This is a genomic window from Paenalcaligenes niemegkensis (assembly GCF_022230885.1).
Classification (GTDB): Bacteria; Pseudomonadota; Gammaproteobacteria; order Burkholderiales; family Burkholderiaceae_B; genus Paenalcaligenes; species Paenalcaligenes niemegkensis.
In genome coordinates, this window is the sequence record NZ_JAKGCT010000004.1 from 555,218 (window position 1) to 576,654 (window position 21,437).

Consider the following 21,437-nt stretch of genomic DNA (forward strand, 5'->3'; position numbering starts at 1 on the left):
GACAGAAAAAAACAAAATACCAATGAAAATTATCTCCAGGAATTTTCATCGCGTTCGATAAAAAATCAAAGAACGCGATTTTGCTAATTATTCTATATTTTCCCCATTAGCAACAATACTATTAGCACGATCACAAGTAGCCCGATCCCTCCACTAGGACCGTAGCCCCATGAGCGGCTATAAGACCACCTAGGCATAGCGCCCGCCAATATCAGAACCAGCAGGATCAACAATATTAACCCTAATGACATGAAAACTCCTTATATTTGTACTGAACATGATGTTGCTGAAATTCACAACTTATCTATTGTAAATCAGGCAACCAGAATCGTTTTTTAAATGATTAGAAGTTACTCTCAATCTAAAAACAACATTTAGATTTTTTATTCTCAGTTAGGTTTATTTTTGTATTTATTTTTTACTGATATTTCAATTCGTTGATAATTAATGGAGTTTAATTTTTTATTAATCGTCGACGGTTTTTACCATCTGCAAATGTAAGCAAAACAACTGAAATTCAGTTGTTCCTAATAATTCACTATATAAGCAATATACGCTAATACCCTGATATGTCCTAATTGAAAATTCACGACTATTGGGAACTGCTCAGTCGACTCACCGGTCACCGAATAGCTAGGGCTAGCAAAGCTTTCCTATTGGCGCCCCGTCACGACGCTTGCTACCTTAGGACTCAGACACACTATGAGTGTCGAAGGGATACGGCAGTACACCGCTAACTCTGATAATAATGCTGCATGACTGTACACAGGATGCAGTAGACTTTTCACTCGGAACGGGCATGCCTGGGCGAGTGGAGACGAAAGTGCTTCGTACGCGGACGCTAAGGGGCCAGATGCCAGCGCTGAAATGATGCGATTCTTTCTGGCTCACGCACTACTGCCTACAATCTCGTAGGCAGTGATCCTTGTGCTGTACCACCAATACTGTAATAGCTTAAGGTATGCCCTTCCAGAACAAAAAAGGCCGGACCCAATACTTAAGGGGCCCGGCCAGTTATCCAATCGCTCTGTGTGCTTACCAATTTCGGTAAGCGGAGAGATTAAATCGCTTGAATCATGGTTGCTTGTGGGCCTTTCTGCCCTTCTGTTGCCACATACGACACGCGCTGGTTTTCTTCGAGGCTTTTATAACCCTCAGCCTGGATGTCGCTGTGATGTGCGAAAAGGTCTTTGCCGCCGGACTCAGGCGCGATAAAGCCGAATCCTTTTTCGTTGTTAAACCATTTCACGATGCCAATTTCTGTTTTCAATGTAGATCCTAGATATAAGGGAAAAATTACCCCGAAAGAAGTATGTGGGCTAAGGCCGCACTTTACCAGAACAGTTACAAAAAAACACTCTTCGGCCTTCTAGGCACGACCCTCGTTTTTCATACAGCGCAACCTCCCCCTGGGCTGAAGCTAATCAGCAGAGGCTTGGCGCAAGCGTGCCTAGTGGCAGTACCGCTCCAGGCTGCTCGTAGTCACCATGCGTTTAAATGCAAAAAAGCGCCGCACATTGCGAGGCTCATAAAACCGGCTGACAACCTGGCCGCCTATGGGTTTTAGTATGATTCAGTCTAGACGCTCTGGCAATGAGACTAGACTAAATCGCTTTCCAACATGCTCTATTCCCCCCATCCAGTGAGAGGACTGCTTAAGCACCTAGTGCTGCAAAGTTAGCGTCGTGGTATGTTGTCGGGTTTTACCGCACCTTACTGATGGATGTCCGATGGAAGAAGATTACGCATTTGCCTTACAAATACTCGACCAACTGAACGGAGTCGAAGGCCTTGACTCTACACACTACCACCTGCGTGCAGAGAGAATCGGCGACATTGCCGATCAGCACGGGATGGATTCCGAAAAAATATTCGTTGTTTTAGTAGATGCTATACGCATAGACATAAAAGAGCACCCGAATCAAAAACGTTTGCAGTCCCTCCTTGGCAAGGACGCTTAGCGCGTGCATGGGAGTAAAAACCCAAAAAACCCGCTCAATCTCTTGGGCGGGTTCGTTTCAAATGCTATAGACCTAATTTGGCTTGCTGTAATTATCGCGGTTTGCCTCAATCGCCTCATCGTCTGGAAAATCACCTTTCCATTCCCTCGGATACAGTCCACGCATTCATTCACACAACTAAAGCGCAAATCTTCAGGCATGGTCGCCCACATCATTGCCACTTAACTCTCCCCGCCCGCCACTGCCTGCCCTACTCAAGCATCCTGACAGAGTCGACTTTTATCTTAGGCGGGTGTTTACGGCTTGTATCCACCTCACCGATGATCTCAACCTTCGTCTTCTCATCCACTGGCTGACCAGCAAAGTGTCTCTCTTTTATTTTCGCGACAATTTCTCCGGTATCGTCAGAGAAAATGTATTTCTTGCGTGCGGTTTGCCGGAGTATGTGCCCTTGAATCTGCACATCTTGATCGTCCACTGGATTTTGGAGAATTTCAGCAACAGTGGTTTGGCCGATTTCTGAGGGCCCCGAGTATTGCGCATAAGCGGGCATGGCAAAGATCCCTGTCACCACCGCCGAGGCTAATAAGTGTCGTGCTTTTACATGTATAGGCATGTTTTCTCCATGAACGTGAGCATGACAAATAACCATAACAGCAAACGATGGTGGCCGATAGCGACCGCTCCGAAAGAGGCGCCGTTGTCCCTTAGCTTTTTGGATATTGGACAGCTTACCCAATGAATATGTCACGTTCACAAGGGCGGCATTTTCGCACTGGATGCCACAGCCGCCGCTACCCCGGCGGGTGATCCCGCCTATAAAGCTCCCATTCCTCAATCTGGGTCCCGTCGGCCAGCTTACAAAAGCCGACTTGTCCTTCTGGCTGGTCCACAATAGTGACCGTCCCGCCAAGCTCAATACAGTAAGCGGAAGCGGGATTCGGCATGCCAACACTCTTATCCGAGACTGATGCCGCACACCCCCATTAGCGCGACAGCCGCGACAATTCCTATTCTATGCATAGTTACTCCTTTGCTTGGTTTAGGCATTGTAGCAACGGCCTGATTAGTCACAAATGGATGACGCCAGATGGGCTGGTATGTCACCAGTCGCTGGAAGATGTAACCAGAACCATGCCTAGCAACGTCAAAAAGCGTGAAAGGAACCCTGCTGGGTGCGCCACCTCATTAATCAACACCGCAGTAGCAAGGAAGACAACAATCACTGACAAATACCAAGCCTTGCGAGAGGCGCTACAGGCCATCACTGAGTTCGACGCTCCTATAAACATCGTTGACACGATGACCGGCCGGAGCGAGCGATGATCGAATTAGCCCAGACCGCCCTTTCCCAGTAAGCCCTACCTAAATTAATTCATGCTTTAGCCGTTATATCGGCACTGCAGTAGCTACACACCTGGCCCTGCCTGGGCCCTCTAGCCACGACACTCCTCTCCCTCACATGAGTGCTGTTCCCCGACAGCATGGAGTGTCGTGCCTAGAGGGTTGATATACAGAACACCATGAATCGCCAATACCGTACGGGGCGCAACGGACGTACAGCAAGAGGACCGTAAAGCATTGCTAGGGCACACAAACGGCAACGTAAGCTCACATTACTTCGCCGCAGAGCTAGGCAAGCTTATTGAGTATGCAAATAGAGTGTCTCTCTTTGGTTCGCAAACGCCGACGTTAACCATTCTAAAAAGAAAGTCCGCATGACTTGTCACGCAAAAGTCACGCACAACAAAAAGGACTCACAGCGATTAACACTGTAAGTCCTTAATTTGCATACTAAATTCTGGTCGGAACGGAAGGATTTGAACCTTCGACCCCTTGCACCCCATGCAAGTGCGCTACCAGGCTGCGCTACGCCCCGAAAGAACAAAACTATACCACTATGTTTTGCTTCGTGTCAACTTTGTTAGGCCTGCGCACTTCAATAAACCTATCCCACCAGGCCTAGGCCATTTCGCTATTACAGCCTAGGCCTTGCGGCCCATCTCGCTGTCGACAAGCTAAGCCTAGGATTCAAGCATTCATCGTGACAGCCGGTGTCCAGACCATGACAAACCTTTCCCTAAGCCCCATCAAGGTAGTCATCATGCTTGCAAGGAGTCGACCATAATGCAGTTCACCATAGCCAAACAACATGTTCCCTTTAAAGAGGGACGATCATGACGTTTCGCTCCCGCGTAAGCCTGAGGGCAGCAGGTATGGCACTGGTTACGATTCAGGCTGGCGCATGGGCTCAGGCTCTGCCCGCCGAACGTACCTTCCTGTATCAGCAAGCTATTGAAAACGCACGTCAAGGCCGCTATGAACAAGCGCTGTCATATTTAAAAGGTGAAGCCGTGCGAGACCCTCGCAACGATCAGGTTCATCGTGACCTTATTGTCGTGCAACAGTGGGCAGGCCAATACCAGAAAGCCATTCAATCATACGAAAATCGCACGCTGACTGCGCTGGAAAATGACCCCTTGTACGTCAGGCTGGCCGCAGCAAACGCCTACCTGGCAAATCAGCAGGCCCCAAAGGCATTGGTACTCGCCACCAAGAAACAGCCTGCCCAAGAACCTTCGACGGAGTGGTTAGTAATTGAATTGCTGGCCCTGACGCAGATGAACCAGATGGACGCGTTAAGAAGGACCCGTAATCGAGCCATGGGCGCGGCCACCACGGCAAACGAATATGTGCAGCTAAGTCACCTTTTTATGCGGACTAATTTGCCTCACGATGCACTGAAGGCAGCCAGCCGGGCAGTGCAATTGGAACCTTCTGAACCCGCATGGAAAATAAACTATGCGGAAATCCTGCACCGTAGTGGCTCTCCTCGTCTCACGCTGGACTATGTTCAGCGGCATGGGGTGCATTTGTCAACAGAAGAGCAGCTGGGCCTGGAGATCGATGCTACTGCTGAACTGACCCGGCAGTCGGTCTTTAGGGCACGAAATGACACTGAGCGCCATCTGGCCGCATTGGAAGCGCTGCGTGAGTATGAGCAGCTTGACTCCAAGTGGAGTTCACAGCTATCAGCAGACCGTCCGGCCCGGCATCGGCTCGCCTTCGACCGCTTGCTCGCCTTGCACGCCGCGGGTGAATCCAGGCAGGTGGTGTCCGGCTATGAAACGCTGATCGCCGAGGGAGCAACCGCTCCGGATTATGTGCTGGATATAGTAGCGTCCTCGTATTTAAGCGAACGTAAGCCCGAACGTGCAGCGCAACTGTATGAAAGCAGCACTGCTGCGGCCAGATTGACGCCCGAAGCCAAGTGGCTACGTCAGCTTAACCAAAACTATATCTATCAGGAAAGCGACCAGTACAAGAAAGCCGATCAGGTGCTGGCGGAGGCCAGTAGCGAGACGCCCACATGGCTGCATATCAAGGGTAAAGTCGATGCCCAGCCTAATATGCGCTTTACGGATACCCAGGTGGCGATTGCCTTGCGTAATCTCTACAGCGGCAACGCCGAACTGGCCAGCCTGCAGCTTAAAGAAATGCTGGACCAGGCGCCTGCCAACTCTACCTTGCGCGTGAATTACGCCGATGCGCTGCGAGCACAAGGACTAAGCCGTGAGGCGGAAGGACAGTTAAAGATAATCGAGACCACAGAGCCTTTAGAGAAGTCGCTGCTGCTTACCCAAGGCCACACGGCGCTGGATCTGAGCGAGTGGCGACAGGCCCGCAGCCTCGTTACCTACCTGAATCAGGAACACCCTGAAGATATCTCCGTGCAGCAGTTGAACAGGCGTTGGGAAACTTACCAACTCAGAGAGCTTCAGGTCAGTGGCGGCCGTGGCTTTGGCCCTACGAGCACAGTGGGTGGTGACCATGGAACCTGGATCAACACCAAGCTGTATTCTCCGCCCATCGCCGATTCGTGGCGGCCATTTGTTGGCTACCAACTGAATAGCGGCAAGTTTGATGAGCAAAGCATCAACGTGAACACTGTGCTGGCCGGGGTGCAATGGCAAAGTCGCGATAACCTCGCTGAAGTTGAAGTGAATAACCAGCATTATCGGGGCAAAGACAAGATAGGCACTCGTTTCTGGTGGGAGCACAATATCGGAGACCATTGGCTGACGGGCGTACAACTAGCCACTCACAGCCTGCTTACCCCGCTTCGAGGACTTAATACCGGCGTGCATGGCAAACGCGCTGACCTCTATCTGCAGTGGCAATCCACCAATCAGAATCAATGGAGGGTCACTTTCTCTCCCTCCCGCTTCAGCGACGGGAATAACCGGCGAGAAGTGGTGCTGGGCGGGCAAACCCGCCTGATGACCAGGGATCACGTTCTGATAGACGGCATGCTCGAAGCTTCGTTCTCCAGTAATAGTCTGGGCAATACAAGCACCCAGGACCGCACCGCTTACTTCAATCCCAAGCGTGACTATTTACTGCTGCCCAAGGTCGGGGTCGAACAACTCTTGTACCAACGCTATGACCAACGCTGGTCTCATCGTCTGGAAGTCGGTGCAGGTACCTATTATCAAAAAAGCTACGGCTCTGATCTCGTTATTTCAGCACGGTATAGAAATGACATCTCTTTCTCTGACCGTCTCAGTGCAGGTCTGGGCGTAGAGGCCACTCGCCGCCCTTATGACGGCAAAAAAGAAAACAACCTGAACCTATTCCTCGAACTTAATTGGCGGTTTTAATGTTCACGTTCTTGCACTCTTTCTTTAAGCTGCTAGTGACCTCTTTCGTGTTGCTAATGCTAGCCTGCTCACATTACGCCGAGCCTTTTGTTGCCCCCGAAAACCGGGAACGGCATGCAAACCAGCGCCCTTGGGTACAGAACTCGTTTCTGGTTCTGGCTTGGCACGACGTAGAAGACAGCGATCCGAGCCAAAAGTACCTAAGCGTCAGTACGGCACACCTGCAACAGCAATTCAGCTGGCTCAAAACATCTGGCTATACGCCTGTATCGGTAGACCAGATCCTGGAGGCCAGAGCGGGTGGACCTCCATTGCCGGATCGCGCCGTGGTATTAACCTTTGACGACGGCTACTCCAGTTTTTACGACCGCGTCTACCCCTTGCTGATGGCTTATCAGTGGCCTGCCATATTGGCCCCGGTCGGCACCTGGGTTGATGCTCCTGATGGCGGCACCGTAGACTTTGGCGGCGAGCCGGTCGCTCGTGAACGCTTTCTTCACTGGGATCAAATTGAGGAAATGGCTGCGTCCGGTCTGGTGGAGATCGGCGCCCATACCTATAACCTGCACTATGGCCTACCGGCCAACCCCCAGGGAAATGTCCAGCCTGCGGCTGCCTCAAGGCGCTACGACCCCAAAACAAAACAGTACGAAAGTCAGGAATCCTTCACGGCGAGAGTGGCTGACGATGTGAAAAAATCACTCAAAAAATCACCCAGGTTACAGGCAAGTCACCACGGGTCTGGGTATGGCCATACGGCCGTGCCAATGGCCTGACCTTAAAGGAAATAGAAAAGGCAGGCTATCAAATAGCCATGACTCTTGAAGATGGTGTTGCCACCACCGACACCTTACTCAATACGCCACGGCTGCTCATTGATATGGATCCCTCTACCGACGAGTTCGCCAGCTACCTGATATCGATGGAGTCTACGCAAAGCCGGCATCTGGTCCACGTCGACCTCGACTATGTGTACGATCCTGACCCGGTGCAGACCGAGCTCAACCTGAACCGCCTGGTTCAGCGTATTGCGGACTTGAAGGTCAATACGGTCGCCCTACAAGCTTTTGCGGACCCGGCCGGTGACGGTTTGGTTAAATCGCTGTATTTCCCTAACCGGGTACTTCCCATGCGTGCCGATTTATTCAATCGTGCGGCATGGCAGTTAAGCAGTCGGGCAGGTGTGCGGGTTTATGCATGGATGCCGGTATTGGGATTTGATCTGGATGCCAATATCGCACGTGTCAAAGCGATGGATCCGCTCAGCGGCCAGATCGCACTAAGTGAGAGCCAGTACGTTCGTATCTCGCCCTTTGATCAGCAAGGCCGCGAGCGCATCAAAGAGATCTATGCTGATCTGGCCAGCTACACCCTGTTTGGCGGCTTGATTTTTCATGACGACGCCCTGCTCTCGGACTTCGAGGATTTCAGCCCCGATGCCATACGTCAATATGAGGCGCTGGGGCTTAAGACCGATGTACAGAGCCTTCATGATGACAAAGCCGCTCAGGAAGAATGGACGCGCTACAAAAGCAAAGTTCTCAATGACTTCACGCTTGAACTGGCGGATGTCGTTAAGGGCATCGCCGGCCCCCAGATCCACACTGCACGCAATATGTTCGCCCCTCTTATTACGAACCCGGAAAGTGAAGCCTGGTTCGCGCAAAACCTTGACGACTTTCTGGCAATTTACGACTACGCAGTTCCGATGGTCATGCCAAGGATGGAAGGCGTTTCAGCCAGGGATGAAGATCAGTGGATACGGGACATTGTCGCCGAGGTGGCCAAGCGCCCCGACGGTTTGAAGAAAACCCTGTTCGAGCTGCAATCACGTGACTGGAGTCTGGACTCCCCGGACAACCACATCGACGCTAAACAGATCGTTCATTGGATACAAGTCTTACAACGGGCTGGGGCAAGGCACTTCGGCTACTACCCCGACGACTTCTTGCAAGACAAACCGAATTTAGAGCAAATTCGCCCTGCAATCTCTAACGAATGGTTTCCTTTCAAAAAATGACTGAGCGCATCGTTGGCCTTCTCGCCTTAATCAGCGTCATCGCGCTGCCCCTTTACTTGTATACCAGCGGGCATCAGTTTGTATTGATGCTCTTTATCTTCTTCTATCCCTTGTTCATGGGTTGCATCTGGATAAGCGGCGGCTTGTACTTCTGGTTTCAGTGGGAGCGTCAATGGAGCTGGCGTCCGGCTAAGCCTCCGGCTCTGCCGGGCAATCCCCTGGTGAGCATTCTGATCCCCTGCTATAACGAAGCTGCACACTGTACTGAGACGATTGCAGCGGCGCTGGGACAGATACACAGCAACATCGAAGTTATTGCCATCAACGACGGCTCCAGCGACCTGACCCGTCTTATTCTCGACGATCTAAGCCAGGCCGACCCGCGTTTGCGCATTGTTCATCTTGCTGCCAATCAGGGCAAGGCCATGGCCCTGACCATGGGCGCCATGGCCGCCCGAAGTCCTTATCTAGTGTGCATAGACGGAGATGCCCTGTTGGATCCGGATGCGGTGAACTACCTTGTAGCGCCGATGATTCACCATCCTCAAGTGGGTGCGATTACCGGTAATCCACGTATTCGCACGCGTTCTACGCTAATTGGCCGAATTCAGGTAGGCGAGTTCTCATCCATTATCGGGCTGATTAAACGGACACAACGCGTATTTGGACGTCTTTTTACCGTATCAGGTGTTATTTGTGCTTTTCGACGTGAAGCCTTGGAAGAATGCGGCTACTGGAGCCTGAACATGGCCACCGAAGACATCGATATCACCTGGAAACTTCAGTTACGTGGCTGGAATATCTTTTATGAGCCACGAGCGCTTTGCTGGGTGTTAATGCCTGAAACGCTTAATGGCCTGTGGAAACAGCGCCAACGCTGGGCTCAAGGCGGAGCCGAAACTTTTCTTAAGTACCTGCCAAAGGTAGGAGCCCTTAAACATCATAAGCTATGGGGCTTATTGACTGATTATTACCTGTCGGTACTATGGAGTTTTTCACTGGCCATCACCAGCCTGTTCTGGCTGCTGGAATCTAGTTCGCGCCTGAGTTTTTCCGAGACGACGGCATCATTGCCTCCAGCGTTCACCGGCCTGCTTCTGGGCTGCGTTTGCCTATTTCAATTTTTAACCAGTCTGCTCATTGACAGACGCTATGAACCGTCGATAAGCCGCGCACTCTACTGGATCATCTGGTATCCGTTTGTGTTTTGGCTAATTAACTGCCTGACCTGCTTACGAAGCTTTCCCATCGCGATGCTCAGGAGCCGCGGCCGAGCACGTTGGGTTTCTCCTGACCGTGGCATAGAGGAAAAATCATGATCATCAGAACGCGCAGGCACCCTGTCTTTCATTCTATCGATCTCGTACTGACGAGCTTGGGCTGGATAGCCTTTGCCTGGCTGATCACCAACGGAATCGTCTCGCTGCTTATTGACTCACCCACCACTTCCTTCTTAAATATTAATCCCGTCTTGCCTGCTCTCAGCACACTGAGTGCTTACGCAATGGTCGCCGCTATCAATACCGGACTGCTCGCACTCTGGGCTCAAAGTCATCGCCGCTTCGGCAAACTTTTTAGCAGCCCTCAAAAATCAGCCTACCGACCTTCGCTTCCCAGTCCACACCCATGCGTGTCTCTCTACGGCATTGATCCTCTCCGGCAGAATGAACTACGTCAAAACCGCTATAGCGTGATTCATCATAATGCCACCGGCCAAATCACCCGTGTAGAAACAGCAAGCTAAGCTCAATCCAGTTTCATTGCAGAACCATCCTGAATGCTCCGGGTGGTTTTTTCGTCTCTTATGCGTCCGACAAGGCCTCGCCAGCATTCTGCAGAGCCCCTTTAGCACCCTCTTTCGGGCCGGTTAAACAGCCTAGGCCTTCGCGCCGGAAAGGCCTAGGCCAGCAAGCCCATATGTTTACTCCCTGCGACTCCTAAGATTCGTTATGTCAACGTTTGTATCCATAGGTGAATGTCTGACCCACCCCGACGACGCAAACGACTTAATCAAGGCCGATGACCGGAGCATGCAATGCGTTATTTGAGGAATCGTACACGTTATGTTTGCCTGATCGCCGCCTTGTATGCGTTACCAGGAGCCACGCAGCCTCAAAGCGAAGTGAAAGACCAGCCCAGTCTCCAAAACCAGATAGAAGGCACTCGGGCGGTTATTGAAACGCAGCAAAAGCAATTGTTCACTGATCCCTTGGCCGGCATTGTCATCAACAGGACTGTCACTGTTCAGGGAAATGACTTCTACCGCTTTTTGCCACTTCATGGCGGGCAAAGGGCCTGGATACCCATTACACCATTGCTATTTATGAACGCCCCTCTGCCCGGTGGGGAAGCGAGATCTGGGTGGAGTACCGCCGACAGGAAATGTTTCACACCTTCTTGCCGCCGGCCCGCTCGCAAACCCGGCCAATCAGTGAATACGCCGTCAACTTAGTGTTTGAAAATCTTATGGACAGTGAGCAAGAGCGATTACTTACCCATAACCCCGATTTAGCCCCCGAAGAATTCTAAGCCAGCAAGGAGAATAACTTGAACGTTCAGACCACCCGATGCGCCGTCACCGCACTTACGCTGAGCCTGGCATTAGCCTCGGCCACCGCCATGGCAAGTCCACTCGTCTACACCCCCGTTAACCCCTCCTTTGGTGGCGATCCACTCAATGGAAACTGGTTATTGAATTCAGCGCAGTTGACGAACAAACACAAAGATCCCGATCTGGATGACCGTTTCGGCTATCAGGAACGCTCCCCTTCGAGGATTTTAATGACCAGCTGGAGCGGGCCGTGCTTAGCCGACTGGCATCAGCAGCAAGCTCTCAATTCATTGATGCCAATGGCCGGTTTGTGCCCGGCTCGTTTGAAACCGGAAACTTTGTCGTGGATGTCCTGGATCTGGGGGCGGAATGCTATCCATCACCACACGCGACAAGGTCACCGGTGCAACAACTACTTTTAGAGTTAACCAGCCATGATCCTCAATCAAGCACCTGCAAGCACAGCAGCCAGCAGCGGTCGTGTTCGCCCTGTGAAATCGCTGATTTCCATCGCCATGATGCTGGGATTGACTGCCTGCGCCCAGATCCCTCACCCTCCTGCCAATGTGAATGCTGCGGCCGTGCTGACGCCGGCGACGCCTTCCACCCAGGACTTGATGCAACTGCCTTTGCCTAAAGCCCGGCTGGCGGTGGCGGTATACGGATTCAGGGATCAGACCGGCCAATACAAGCCCTACCCGGAGAGTTCATTCTCCACCTCTGTCACGCAGGGGGCCACTTCTATGCTGGTCAAGGCTCTGAAGGATTCGCGATGGTATACCCCTGTAGAACGTGAAAGCCTGCAAGAGCTGTTAACCGAACGACGCATCGTCAGGGCGCTGGACGGCTCTAGCGACAATCAGACTTCCAGCATTGAAATACCTGCGCTGGTACCCGCTGAAATCATGATGGATGGCGGCATTATCTCCTACGAAAGCAACGTACGTACAGGGGTGCCGCTGCCCGTTATCTGGGCATTGGTGCCTCGTCGCAATATCGGATGGATCAGGTGACGGTCAATCTGCGCAGTATTGATATACGTACCGGTCATATTCTGCAAAGTGTATCCACCACCAAGACCATTTATTCATACGAGGTGCACCCCAGCGTCTACAAATTCGTGAATTTCAAAGACTTGCTGGAAATTGAGGCGGGTGTCACCAGCAACGAACCGGCACAGATCAGTGTGAAGGAGGCCATTGAATCGGCCCTCGTTCACCTTATTGTGCAGGGGCTGGAAGACGGCAACTGGCAGCTACAGAATGCGGCAGATCTTAATAATCCCGTGCTGGAACGCTATAGAAACCTGGCCCGCAACCTGATGAGCTATGAAAGCTACGCCGCCACACAAAATGCATTGTTTGCAGAAGCCGGGTTTGTCAGCGACAGCGCAACAACCTCAGCTGTCGTGCAGTAACGCCTACGAATTGCCCGACGCTGGAGACCATCGGGCAACATTTAACAATGGTCTCTTCTTTGTACTAGGAACTGAATCATGAAACTTAAGCTATCTTTCGTTACCGCCGCCTTATCGGTCGCATTTGCTGCTGTTCCTGCCATTGCTTCGGCAGATACAGCGACAGTGGATCAGTCGGGCTCTTTCAATAAAGCCATGGTGGGCCAATATTACAATGGTAACGCCTCTGCCGAAATCATCCAGAGCGGTAAACACAACGACGGCTATATTTACCAGAGCCGGAACTCCTCGGGAACCCAAAGCTCAATCAATGCCAGCAACGCCAATAACGAAGCCGTTTCAGAGCAACTCAACAACCGCGGAGGATCGGTCGAAATACAGCAGCACGGACGTTCTGGCGATGCCTTTGCCCGTCAGTCAGGCAACTCGAACACCACAGCCGTGCTTCATGACTACGGCAATAATAATCAGTCTGTCATCACCCAAAGCAAGAATCAGAACTCACAGGCAACCATTCAGCAATGGGGTGACAGTGGCAAATCTGATGCGACTATCGAGCAAAGCAATTCCAAAAACGCTGTCGCCAGCATCACCGATGGCGGCTGGAAAAATGAATCGGTAGTCGAGCAAAATCGCGCTAACAATTCGAAAGCGAATATTGCCCTGTTTGGAGGCTCTTCACACGCTGACGCCAGCATTGCTCAAAACAATGTGTCAAACACCACCGCATCCATTCAAGTGGCCGGTTACCGACAAACCTCGGTCATCACTCAGGACAACACCGCAAACTCCAACGCACAAATCGAGCAGTTCGGCTCCTCCAATGACGCCACTATCGAGCAAACCGGTAGCAGCGGCAAACGTGGTGGCTCTGACTTGCTGGTAGCGGCTATCAAGCAACATAACTGGAACAATAAAGCCACCGCCACGCAAGAAGGCTCAAACGTGAATGCAGACATCACGCAATATGGTAATGAGCAACGTGGCCACACAACCCAAAAAGGTAAAAACCTGGACGCCACCATTTTGCAAGCTGGCAAAAACCACTATGCTTCTATCAACCAATTGGGTAACAATCAGCAAGCAAGCGTGACCCAATACGGCAATAAAAACGTCGCTACTGTTGTACAGCGAAACAATGGCCAATCAGCACAAGTCATGCAAAGTGGCGTGCGCAACGTGGCCTCAGTCACTCAGCACTAAGCTAAATCTCATGAATTACTCACTAACGTAATTCAATCGCCGTTGACAAAAGAGGGGAAATTCCCCTCCCTTCTGCCAAATGGAGCCGGATAACAATGAATACAGACGTAGATTTGCAGGTGTGGCTGGCCGCTGCAGGCACTCTAAAGCCCGGTATTGTCATCCCTTATGTTCAAAGTCCTACCAACACAAAGTTGCGATATGAATTGACCACGACACAATCGTCAGCAGCAGGAACTTCCACGATTAGACAAGGTGGCGATATACAGCTGCACGCTAACGAGCCGCGGGCCATTACAGAAATGACTATACATTCAACTGATGATGCATCTTGCAACATTCAGTTGGTTTTTGAAAATACCGAAGGCAAAGAAATGCTCTACACCTTTAGTTGCCCTAACTAGTAACATAATTAAACCAAGGGTAAAACAGAACGTTAGACAGGAAACTCTATGACGACCATTCTTGTCGTTGAACCCCATCCTTTGTTACGTCTAGGATTGCTACAAGTCCTTGCCGAAATCGGCCCGGGTATACGATTACGCAGTTCGGATTACAGTGATTTTCGGGGTACCGAAGCTCAATTGCAACAATGCGATCTATTATTGCTCGCCGTACCCGACTCGCCAGAAGCTTCCGCAGTCGTTGAAGCAGCAATAGCCCGCTACGCCCCAGCCGCGATATTGCTGCTGTCCGATCACCCTCCTATGAACCTGGGCTCTACGTCGTTACCGGGCAATGTAGTCGGGCATCTCAGTAAGGACGCTTCCCTGGATATTCTGCAAGCCTCATTTAGACTCGTGCTTGCAGGTGGCAGCTGTTTTCCTTTACGTTCGCCTACGCTGTCCCAACCACAACGCAGCTATGGCGTCTTCGATAGTGTCCCCGGCCGATCGGCAGCTAGTGTTGCTCGCGTCGCGACAACACTGACCCATCGATTAGCCAAAGAGGAGCCTCAAAACGAAGCCTTAATGCTGGGCCTGACTCCACGGCAGTATGAAGTCCTGGTTCTTTTGGCACGAGGCCTGCCCTTGAAGGCTATTGGTAAAGAATTAAAAATATCAGCGGCAACAGCCAAAGCTCATACCGAAACCCTTTACCAGCGTCTTGATGTGCACAATCGAAACGAGGCAGTATTTGCGGCCTTATCGCGTGGGGCCCAGCTAGGCATGGATCCGGGCCAGGAAGATGATTAAAACAAAAGGCCTGAGTCCGGTATTGCACCGCACTCAGGCCTGCAAGCTCGAACTGTTAACTGCTCAGTTTAGGGCTGGTTAACATCGCTGCTTTTTCGCGGTCAGTCTGCCTGGTATTAGAGCATGCCTAATTGCAGACGTGCCGACTCGCTCATCATTTCACGGCTCCAGGGTGGATCCCAGACCAGATCTACCTCGACCTCATCGACTCCCTGAATAGAAAGTAGCTTCAGTCTGGCTTCGTCGGCAATCATCGTGCCCATACCGCAGCCGGGCGCCGTCAGCGTCATGTCCATGCGGATATGATAGCTTTCCTTGTCTTTTTGGGACACGGCACATTTATAAACCAGCCCCAGATTAACAATATCAACCGGTATCTCAGGGTCGAAGACGTCAGCCAGAACCGTCCAGGCAGCCTCTTCTATGGTTTTCTCACTGAGCGGCAACTCGGGTACAAATATTTCTTCCTCGGCTGCTTCCTGGCCCAAGGCATCTGCATCAGTGCCTTCGATGCGATAAAGATTACCTTCGACCAACACAGTAAAACTGCCGCCCAGCCGCTGGGTGATAGTTGCCATGCAACCGGCTTCAATGGTTACGGGTGATCCGTAAGGGATTGTCACAGCTGGACAGTCTCGACTGACGACCACATCTTCACGATCGTGATAACTCACTTTAATGCCTCTATTCGGTTTTAGCCACTTCTTGAGCTTGGTTGATTGCATTGTGCAATGTGTGCCAAGCCAGTGATGCACATTTTACGCGCGCCGGGAATTCTCTTACCCCCGAAAGCACCTCGAGCTTGCCCAGATCACGATCCGGGTGCTTATCGGTCAGCATCGCGTGCACATCATTAAAAAGAAGCTCGACTTCGTCTTTGCTCTTGCCCTTGCAGATTTCGGTCATCAGGGAAGCAGACGCTTTAGAGATTGCACAGCCATGACCAATAAAACTGAGATCTTCGACGACCCCGCCGTCATTCAGACGTGCATATACAGTAAGCTGGTCACCGCATAGCGGGTTGTGCCCGTCAGCCGAGTGGGTGGCTTCGTCCAGGGCCCTGAAATTACGCGGATTTCGATTATGATCGAAAATAACTTCCTGGTAGAGCTCTCGCAGACCGTTAAAGGGGTCGCTCATCATCAAACTCCAAATAGCTTTTGTGCTTTTTTCAAACTGGAGGCCAGGGCGTCAACATCCTCAAATGAGTTATATAACGCAAACGACGCTCGTGCCGTGCCTGGAATCCCTAAATGTGTCATTAACGGCATGGCGCAATGATGACCTGCCCGAATGGCTACGCCGTCCATATCAAGAATCGTACCCAGATCGTGCGGATGAATATCCTTGACGAGGAATGACAATACGCCCGCTTTGTGTTCGGCGGTACCCACAATACTGATGCCCGGCATTTCAGCCAACAGTGCTGTCGCGTACTCGAGCAGTGCGTTTTCATGAGCAGCGATCGCCTCCAGCCCCACTTCCTGAACATACTGCAGGGCGCGCGCCAAAACGATTACACCCGCAATATTCGGTGTACCCGCCTCGAAACGCTGTGGCACAGGAGCGTAGGTGCTACCGGAAAAACTGACGGTGTGAATCATATCACCACCGCCTTTCCAGGGAGGCATCGCGTCAAGCAGCTTGTACTTGCCGTACAACACACCCGTACCGGTAGGACCGAAGATCTTATGTCCGGAAAAGACATAAAAATCGCAATCCAGGTCTTTGACGTCTACAACTTTGTGCGCCACAGCCTGAGCACCGTCGATCAGTACAACTGCACCGACCTCGTGGGCCATCGCCGTCATTTCTTTAACCGGATTAATCGTGCCCAGGGCATTGGACACATGCACCAGACCGACAAACTTAGTTCTATCGCTTAAAAGGCCGCGATAGGCTTCTATGTCGAGTTCACCATTTTCGAGTATAGGCACTACTTTGATAACAGCGCCCTTTTCTTCCGCCAGCAATTGCCAGGGGACGATGTTCGAATGATGCTCCAGCATTGTAAGGATGATCTCATCCCCGGCCTGTATATGCTTGCGCCCCCAAGTGGCTGCGACGAGGTTAATCCCCTCGGTGGTGCCGCTCGTGAACACGATTTCTTCAACCCGCTCTGCATGCAAGAAGGCCTGCGCGATTTCCCGGCTGTTATCGTACAAATCGGTAGAGTGCTGAGAAAGCCAATGCACGCCCCGATGGATATTGGCGTTGGACTTCTCGTAAAAATCGCGTTCAGCCTCAATGACCACACCCGGCTTCTGTGTGGTCGCGCCATTATCCAGATACACCAGCCGCTGACCTCGCACCTGCTGCTGAAGTATAGGAAAATCGGCGCGCCGATCTAATTGCATTGCAGGCGCTACGATCGGCGTTTCAAGTGTCATGCCTGCTCTCCAAGTGCCAGACCGCCCGGCAGCAATGCCGAAATACCCGCAGTGGCACGTGCGCGCAATACTTCTGACTCAATGCGCTCAAGCGTTGCAGCGGCAAAGGCGTAAATAAGTATATCGCGGGCATCAGCTTCGTTCAGGCCACGCGTACGCAGGTAAAACAGACTTTCTTCGTCTAGCTGGCCCACGGTGGCACCGTGAGCACACTTAACGTCATCAGCGTAGATTTCAAGCTCAGGACGAGCATCGGATCGGGCCAGCTTGGATAACAGCAGGCTATCAGAACGCTGAACCGCATCTGTGCCATCGGCGCCCTTGCCAACCTTGATGCGGCCACTGAATACACCTCGGGCCATGTCTGACAAAATACCACGGTAGTACTCGTGACTAACGCAGTTTGGCGACGCATGATTGATCACCGTGTTGTGATCGACATGGCGGCGTCCGTTGACATAGTACAAGCCGTTGAACAAGGTCTCGCAACGCTCACCATGGAAAATGGTGTTGATGTTGTTGCGCGCAAGCTTGGCGCCAAAAGACATTGAATGCGACTCGAAATTAGACGCCTTCTGCTGCTCTACCGTGATGTCTGCGATGTGCGTTGACAGCGCGTTCTCTTGCTGCAGCTTCAAATGCACCAGCTTGGCATCTTGCGCCACGTTGGCTCGCGTCACTGCATTCGTCAGCGTGGGCACATCACCGTGGCTCAGGTAGTGTTCGACCACAGTTGCCGATGCACCTGCCTCAAGAGCGATCAGGTTACGCGGAAAACTGGCGCCTTCAGCTTCAGTGCTGATGAATACCAGGTGTACCGGGAGCTCAAGCGTGTGCCCGGAGGCCACCTGCACCACCGCACCATCTGTCGCCAAGGCTAGATTCAGTGCTGCCGGACTGGCTCCGTCCTGGGCTTCACCAAACAGCGCCTGAACCGAATCAGCATCGCTATTCAAACGTTCGGCCAGTGAGCCCAGCTGAACACCTTTGGGCAGCTCGCCAATATCGGAGCTGCCTGCATCGAATACGCCATTAACAAAAACCAGCCAATGGCCCGCTTCGTTGTTACGCACTGCTTTGACTTGCTCTGCAACTTCTACCGGGGCCACGTAGCGATACGATTGCTGCTCCATTGCCGCCAGAGACGTATGGTGCCAGGCCTCCAGCTTGTTAGTGGGCCACCCTTCAGTTGCGAAACGCTCCAGCGCCAGCTGCCGGCGTGTTTTTAACCACGACGCCTCGGCACTGGACTGCTTCGGAGCCTGAGCTGCGAATTCAGAAATCCATGTGGGAAGCGTAGTCATACGGCGGCTCCTTTGGTGGCAGCTTCGGCCGCCAGCTCTTTGACCCAACCGTATCCTCGTTCTTCCAGCTCAAGCGCAAGACTGGCGTCGCCTGAACGAATAATCTGACCGTTTGACAGCACGTGCACAAAATCAGGCACGATGTAGTCAAGCAAACGCTGGTAGTGAGTGATGACGACCAGCGCGTGATCAGGTGAACGCAAACGGTTTACCCCATCGGCCACTACGCGCAATGCGTCAATATCAAGCCCCGAGTCGGTTTCGTCCAGAATGGCCAGCTTGGGTTCAAGCAAACTCATTTGCAGCACTTCATTGCGCTTTTTCTCGCCGCCAGAAAAACCTTCGTTGACAGAGCGGTAGAGAAACTCTTCGCGCATGCCCACGGTTTTCATCTCTGCCTTGACCAGTTTCAGAAAATCGATTGCATCAAGCTCGGACTCGCCGCGCTGGCGACGAATAGCGTTTAACGAAGCACGCAAGAAGTAGGCATTTGATACGCCCGGGATTTCAATAGGATATTGAAAAGCCATAAACAGGCCTTCACGGGCACGCTCTTCGACGGCCATATCAAGCAGATCGTGGCCGTTATAGCTAACCGAACCGCTGTCTATCTGGTAGCTTTCGCGTCCGGCAAGCACCTGGGATAGCGTACTTTTACCCGAGCCATTCGGGCCCATGATGGCATGTACTTCACCAGCGTTGACTTGCAAATTCAAGCCGCGCAAAATCTGTTTGCCTTCGATAGAGGCGTGTAAATCTTTAATATTCAACATGGTAGAGATCTCCTTAACCTACACTGCCTTCCAAACTTACGCCGAGCAGGTTTTGAGCCTCGACTGCAAATTCCATGGGCAACTCTTTAATAACGTCTTTACAGAAACCGTTAACGATCATTGACACCGCATCTTCGGCTGTTAGGCCGCGCTGCATGGCATAGAACAACTGGTCTTCACCAATACGTGAGGCAGTAGCCTCGTGTTCTACGTTTGCGGTGGGGTTTTGTACTTCCATCGTTGGAAACGTGTGCGCTGCGCACCGTTTACCAATGAGCAGGGAATCACACTGCGTGAAGTTACGTGCATTTTCAGCTTTAGGGGTGATACGCACCAGACCACGGTAAGTGTTCATGCCCTCACCGGCTGAAATCCCCTTGGAAATGATCGTACTGCGGGTGTTTTTACCCATATGAATCATTTTGCTGCCCGTATCGGCCTGCTGGCGATGATTACTCAAGGCCACCGAGTAAAACTCGCCCACAGAGTCATCACCGCGCAAGACCACGCTGGGGTATTTCCAGGTAATGGCTGACCCAGTTTCGACCTGTGTCCAGGAGATGTGCGAACGTTTGCCACGACACTCACCACGCTTGGTCACGAAGTTATAAATACCACCTACACCGTCTTTGTCACCGGGATACCAGTTTTGAACGGTTGAGTATTTAATTTTCGCATCGTCTAACGCTACCAGTTCGACCACCGCCGCATGCAACTGGTTTTCATCTCGCATGGGCGCGGTACAGCCTTCGAGGTAGCTGACTGAAGCACCTTCTTCAGCAATGATCAGCGTGCGTTCGAACTGCCCGGTATCGGGTGAGTTAATACGGAAATACGTGGACAGTTCCATAGGGCATTTAACGCCCTTGGGGATATATACGAAAGAACCGTCGGAAAACACAGCCGAGTTCAAAGCCGCGTAAAAGTTATCGCCGGGAGGCACTACGGTACCGAGGTACTGGCGGATAAGATCCGGGTACTCGTGCACAGCCTCGGAGAAGGAACAGAAAATAACACCAACCTCTTCAAGCTGCTTACGAAAGGTAGTGGCCACAGAAACCGAGTCAAACACAGCATCGACAGCAACCCCTGCCAATCGGGCTCGTTCGTGCAAGGGAACGCCCAGCTTTTCGTAGGTGCGCAATAGCTCAGGATCGACTTCGTCCAGGCTTTTGGGACCGTCAGCCTTGTTTTTGGGCGCCGAAAAATAGCTGATGTCCTGAAAATCGATAGCCGGGTAATTAACGACCGACCATTCAGGGGAGGTCATGGTTAACCAATGACGGTATGCGGCCAGACGCCACTCGAGCATGAACTCGGGTTCTTTCTTTTTGGCAGAAATCAAGCGAATGGTATCCTCGCTTAAGCCCTTGGGAATCGTGAACGATTCAATATCGGTAACAAAACCTGCTTCGTACTCGCGATCGAGGAACGTATCTAGGTGTTCGTTGACAGTACTCATTTAGGAAAGCTCCACTTTGGAAATGTGTGCCGTAACTTGGGATTTATCTAGGGTAGAAGGCTTGCGTGTTAGCGGGAATTCTGTCTGCGATGGACGGATCATGTCGGCGACACTGACATCTTCGAGAGTTCGCCGTACAATGTCGTTTATTCGCTGCCAGTTACTGCGTATATGGCAGTCGGGCTCGACCGAGCAGGCCCCTGGGGTGGCAACACATTCCGTAAGCCCAAAAGGTTGATCGTCTAAAGCATCTATTATTTGCGCTACGCTTATTTGATCAGCAGGCCGGGCCAGAGCATAGCCGCCCCGCGCACCCCTCGTACTGGTTACAAGGTTGTCCTGGCTCAAAAGCTTCAGCACTTTGCTTACCGTGGGCTGCCCTAAACCCAGCGTCGTCGCCAATTCAGACGCGCTGTATACGCGCTCGGGGTCGACCCCCATGTGCGTCAGCACTAGGGTGCCGTAATCGATAATCTTGCTGATCCGCAGCATTTAACAA

Annotated in this window: 23 protein-coding genes, 1 tRNA gene and 2 pseudogenes; 13 read left to right on the top strand and 13 right to left on the bottom strand. The window is 51.9% G+C overall.

Annotated elements, in window-relative coordinates; genetic code table 11:
* Positions 1-92: 92 nt before the first annotated feature.
* Positions 93-251 (bottom strand): DUF3309 family protein, encoded by a 159-nt coding sequence (locus tag L1889_RS06665; protein WP_238664479.1) that lies wholly within the window; start codon positions 249-251, stop codon positions 93-95.
* Positions 252-795: 544 nt separating this feature from the next.
* Here L1889_RS06665 and L1889_RS06670 point away from each other — a divergent pair.
* A pseudogene (locus L1889_RS06670) lies at positions 796-915 on the top strand (extracellular catalytic domain type 1 short-chain-length polyhydroxyalkanoate depolymerase); the annotation flags it as partial.
* Positions 916-1,060: 145 nt separating this feature from the next.
* Here the strand turns inward: L1889_RS06670 and L1889_RS06675 are convergent.
* The gene (locus tag L1889_RS06675; protein ID WP_238664480.1) at positions 1,061-1,270 is read right to left on the bottom strand and encodes a cold-shock protein; all 210 of its coding nucleotides are present in this window, start codon (positions 1,268-1,270) and stop codon (positions 1,061-1,063) included.
* A 460-nt stretch (positions 1,271-1,730) separates the two neighbouring features.
* Here L1889_RS06675 and L1889_RS06680 point away from each other — a divergent pair, with 460 nt between their 5' ends.
* Positions 1,731-1,961: a hypothetical protein gene (locus L1889_RS06680; protein ID WP_238664481.1), complete on the top strand. Its 231-nt coding sequence runs from the start codon at positions 1,731-1,733 to the stop codon at positions 1,959-1,961.
* 250 nt (positions 1,962-2,211) lie between these two features.
* Here the strand turns inward: L1889_RS06680 and L1889_RS06685 are convergent, their stop codons facing one another.
* The 3 genes from L1889_RS06685 to L1889_RS06695 all read right to left on the bottom strand — a co-directional run bounded on the left by L1889_RS06685 (position 2,212) and on the right by L1889_RS06695 (position 3,840).
* Positions 2,212-2,577, bottom strand: a complete 366-nt coding sequence (locus tag L1889_RS06685) for a YgiW/YdeI family stress tolerance OB fold protein (RefSeq protein WP_238664482.1) — start codon at positions 2,575-2,577, stop codon at positions 2,212-2,214.
* Between the two features lie 178 nt (positions 2,578-2,755).
* Complete coding sequence (locus L1889_RS06690; protein WP_308217605.1) at positions 2,756-2,908, bottom strand: putative hemolysin; 153 nt, start codon at positions 2,906-2,908, stop codon at positions 2,756-2,758.
* An 855-nt stretch (positions 2,909-3,763) separates the two neighbouring features.
* Positions 3,764-3,840: transfer RNA gene (locus L1889_RS06695), tRNA-Pro, on the bottom strand.
* Positions 3,841-4,138: 298 nt separating this feature from the next.
* On the opposite strand from L1889_RS06695, the gene pgaA reads away from it, so the two are divergent.
* The 5 genes from pgaA to pgaD are packed head-to-tail and all read left to right on the top strand — an operon-like array spanning position 4,139 to position 10,386.
* The gene (gene pgaA, locus L1889_RS06700; RefSeq protein ID WP_238664483.1) at positions 4,139-6,622 is read left to right on the top strand and encodes a poly-beta-1,6 N-acetyl-D-glucosamine export porin PgaA; all 2,484 of its coding nucleotides are present in this window, start codon (positions 4,139-4,141) and stop codon (positions 6,620-6,622) included.
* Positions 6,622-7,398: a polysaccharide deacetylase family protein gene (locus L1889_RS18395; protein ID WP_308217606.1), complete on the top strand. Its 777-nt coding sequence runs from the start codon at positions 6,622-6,624 to the stop codon at positions 7,396-7,398. The genes pgaA and L1889_RS18395 overlap by 1 nt, the downstream gene beginning before the upstream one ends.
* A complete protein-coding gene (gene pgaB / locus L1889_RS18400; RefSeq protein ID WP_308217666.1) occupies positions 7,332-8,642 on the top strand; it encodes a poly-beta-1,6-N-acetyl-D-glucosamine N-deacetylase PgaB in 1,311 nt (436 codons plus the stop codon). Before L1889_RS18395 ends, pgaB begins: the two co-directional genes overlap by 67 nt.
* A complete protein-coding gene (pgaC, locus tag L1889_RS06710) occupies positions 8,639-9,961 on the top strand; it encodes a poly-beta-1,6-N-acetyl-D-glucosamine synthase (protein WP_238664484.1) in 1,323 nt (440 codons plus the stop codon). The genes pgaB and pgaC overlap by 4 nt, the downstream gene beginning before the upstream one ends.
* Entirely contained in the window at positions 9,958-10,386 is a 429-nt protein-coding gene (gene pgaD / locus L1889_RS06715; RefSeq protein WP_238664485.1) for a poly-beta-1,6-N-acetyl-D-glucosamine biosynthesis protein PgaD, read from the top strand. Before pgaC ends, pgaD begins: the two co-directional genes overlap by 4 nt.
* A gap of 348 nt (positions 10,387-10,734) precedes the next feature.
* Here the strand turns inward: pgaD and L1889_RS06720 are convergent, their stop codons facing one another.
* Complete coding sequence (locus L1889_RS06720; RefSeq protein ID WP_238664486.1) at positions 10,735-10,923, bottom strand: hypothetical protein; 189 nt, start codon at positions 10,921-10,923, stop codon at positions 10,735-10,737.
* 38 nt (positions 10,924-10,961) lie between these two features.
* On the opposite strand from L1889_RS06720, the gene L1889_RS06725 reads away from it, so the two are divergent.
* The 6 genes and pseudogenes from L1889_RS06725 (at position 10,962) to L1889_RS06750 (ending at position 15,009) form a co-directional block, all read left to right on the top strand.
* The gene (locus L1889_RS06725; RefSeq protein ID WP_238665875.1) at positions 10,962-11,171 is read left to right on the top strand and encodes a CsgE family curli-type amyloid fiber assembly protein; all 210 of its coding nucleotides are present in this window, start codon (positions 10,962-10,964) and stop codon (positions 11,169-11,171) included.
* An 18-nt stretch (positions 11,172-11,189) separates the two neighbouring features.
* Entirely contained in the window at positions 11,190-11,615 is a 426-nt protein-coding gene (locus L1889_RS06730) for a curli assembly protein CsgF (protein WP_238664487.1), read from the top strand.
* 195 nt (positions 11,616-11,810) lie between these two features.
* A pseudogene (locus L1889_RS06735) lies at positions 11,811-12,610 on the top strand (CsgG/HfaB family protein).
* Positions 12,611-12,688: 78 nt separating this feature from the next.
* Complete coding sequence (locus L1889_RS06740) at positions 12,689-13,813, top strand: hypothetical protein (RefSeq protein ID WP_238664488.1); 1,125 nt, start codon at positions 12,689-12,691, stop codon at positions 13,811-13,813.
* A gap of 95 nt (positions 13,814-13,908) precedes the next feature.
* Positions 13,909-14,217: a curli-like amyloid fiber formation chaperone CsgH gene (gene csgH / locus L1889_RS06745; protein ID WP_238664489.1), complete on the top strand. Its 309-nt coding sequence runs from the start codon at positions 13,909-13,911 to the stop codon at positions 14,215-14,217.
* 48 nt (positions 14,218-14,265) lie between these two features.
* Positions 14,266-15,009 (top strand): response regulator transcription factor, encoded by a 744-nt coding sequence (locus L1889_RS06750; RefSeq protein ID WP_238664490.1) that lies wholly within the window; start codon positions 14,266-14,268, stop codon positions 15,007-15,009.
* A 116-nt stretch (positions 15,010-15,125) separates the two neighbouring features.
* Here the strand turns inward: L1889_RS06750 and sufT are convergent, their stop codons facing one another.
* From sufT to L1889_RS06785, 7 genes are read right to left on the bottom strand one after another with little or no spacing between them, the layout of a single operon-like run.
* Entirely contained in the window at positions 15,126-15,683 is a 558-nt protein-coding gene (sufT, locus tag L1889_RS06755) for a putative Fe-S cluster assembly protein SufT (protein ID WP_238664491.1), read from the bottom strand.
* A gap of 10 nt (positions 15,684-15,693) precedes the next feature.
* Positions 15,694-16,149 (bottom strand): Fe-S cluster assembly sulfur transfer protein SufU, encoded by a 456-nt coding sequence (gene sufU / locus L1889_RS06760; RefSeq protein ID WP_238664492.1) that lies wholly within the window; start codon positions 16,147-16,149, stop codon positions 15,694-15,696.
* Between the two features lie 2 nt (positions 16,150-16,151).
* On the bottom strand, positions 16,152-17,399 hold the full coding sequence (locus L1889_RS06765) for an aminotransferase class V-fold PLP-dependent enzyme (RefSeq protein WP_238664493.1): 1,248 nt from the start codon (positions 17,397-17,399) through the stop codon (positions 16,152-16,154).
* The gene (gene sufD, locus L1889_RS06770) at positions 17,396-18,703 is read right to left on the bottom strand and encodes a Fe-S cluster assembly protein SufD (RefSeq protein WP_238664494.1); all 1,308 of its coding nucleotides are present in this window, start codon (positions 18,701-18,703) and stop codon (positions 17,396-17,398) included. The genes L1889_RS06765 and sufD overlap by 4 nt, the downstream gene beginning before the upstream one ends.
* Complete coding sequence (sufC, locus tag L1889_RS06775) at positions 18,700-19,476, bottom strand: Fe-S cluster assembly ATPase SufC (protein ID WP_238664495.1); 777 nt, start codon at positions 19,474-19,476, stop codon at positions 18,700-18,702. Before sufC ends, sufD begins: the two co-directional genes overlap by 4 nt.
* 13 nt (positions 19,477-19,489) lie before the next feature.
* On the bottom strand, positions 19,490-20,938 hold the full coding sequence (gene sufB / locus L1889_RS06780; protein WP_238664496.1) for a Fe-S cluster assembly protein SufB: 1,449 nt from the start codon (positions 20,936-20,938) through the stop codon (positions 19,490-19,492).
* Positions 20,939-21,430: an SUF system Fe-S cluster assembly regulator gene (locus L1889_RS06785; RefSeq protein WP_238664497.1), complete on the bottom strand. Its 492-nt coding sequence runs from the start codon at positions 21,428-21,430 to the stop codon at positions 20,939-20,941.
* Positions 21,431-21,437: the final 7 nt, after the last annotated feature.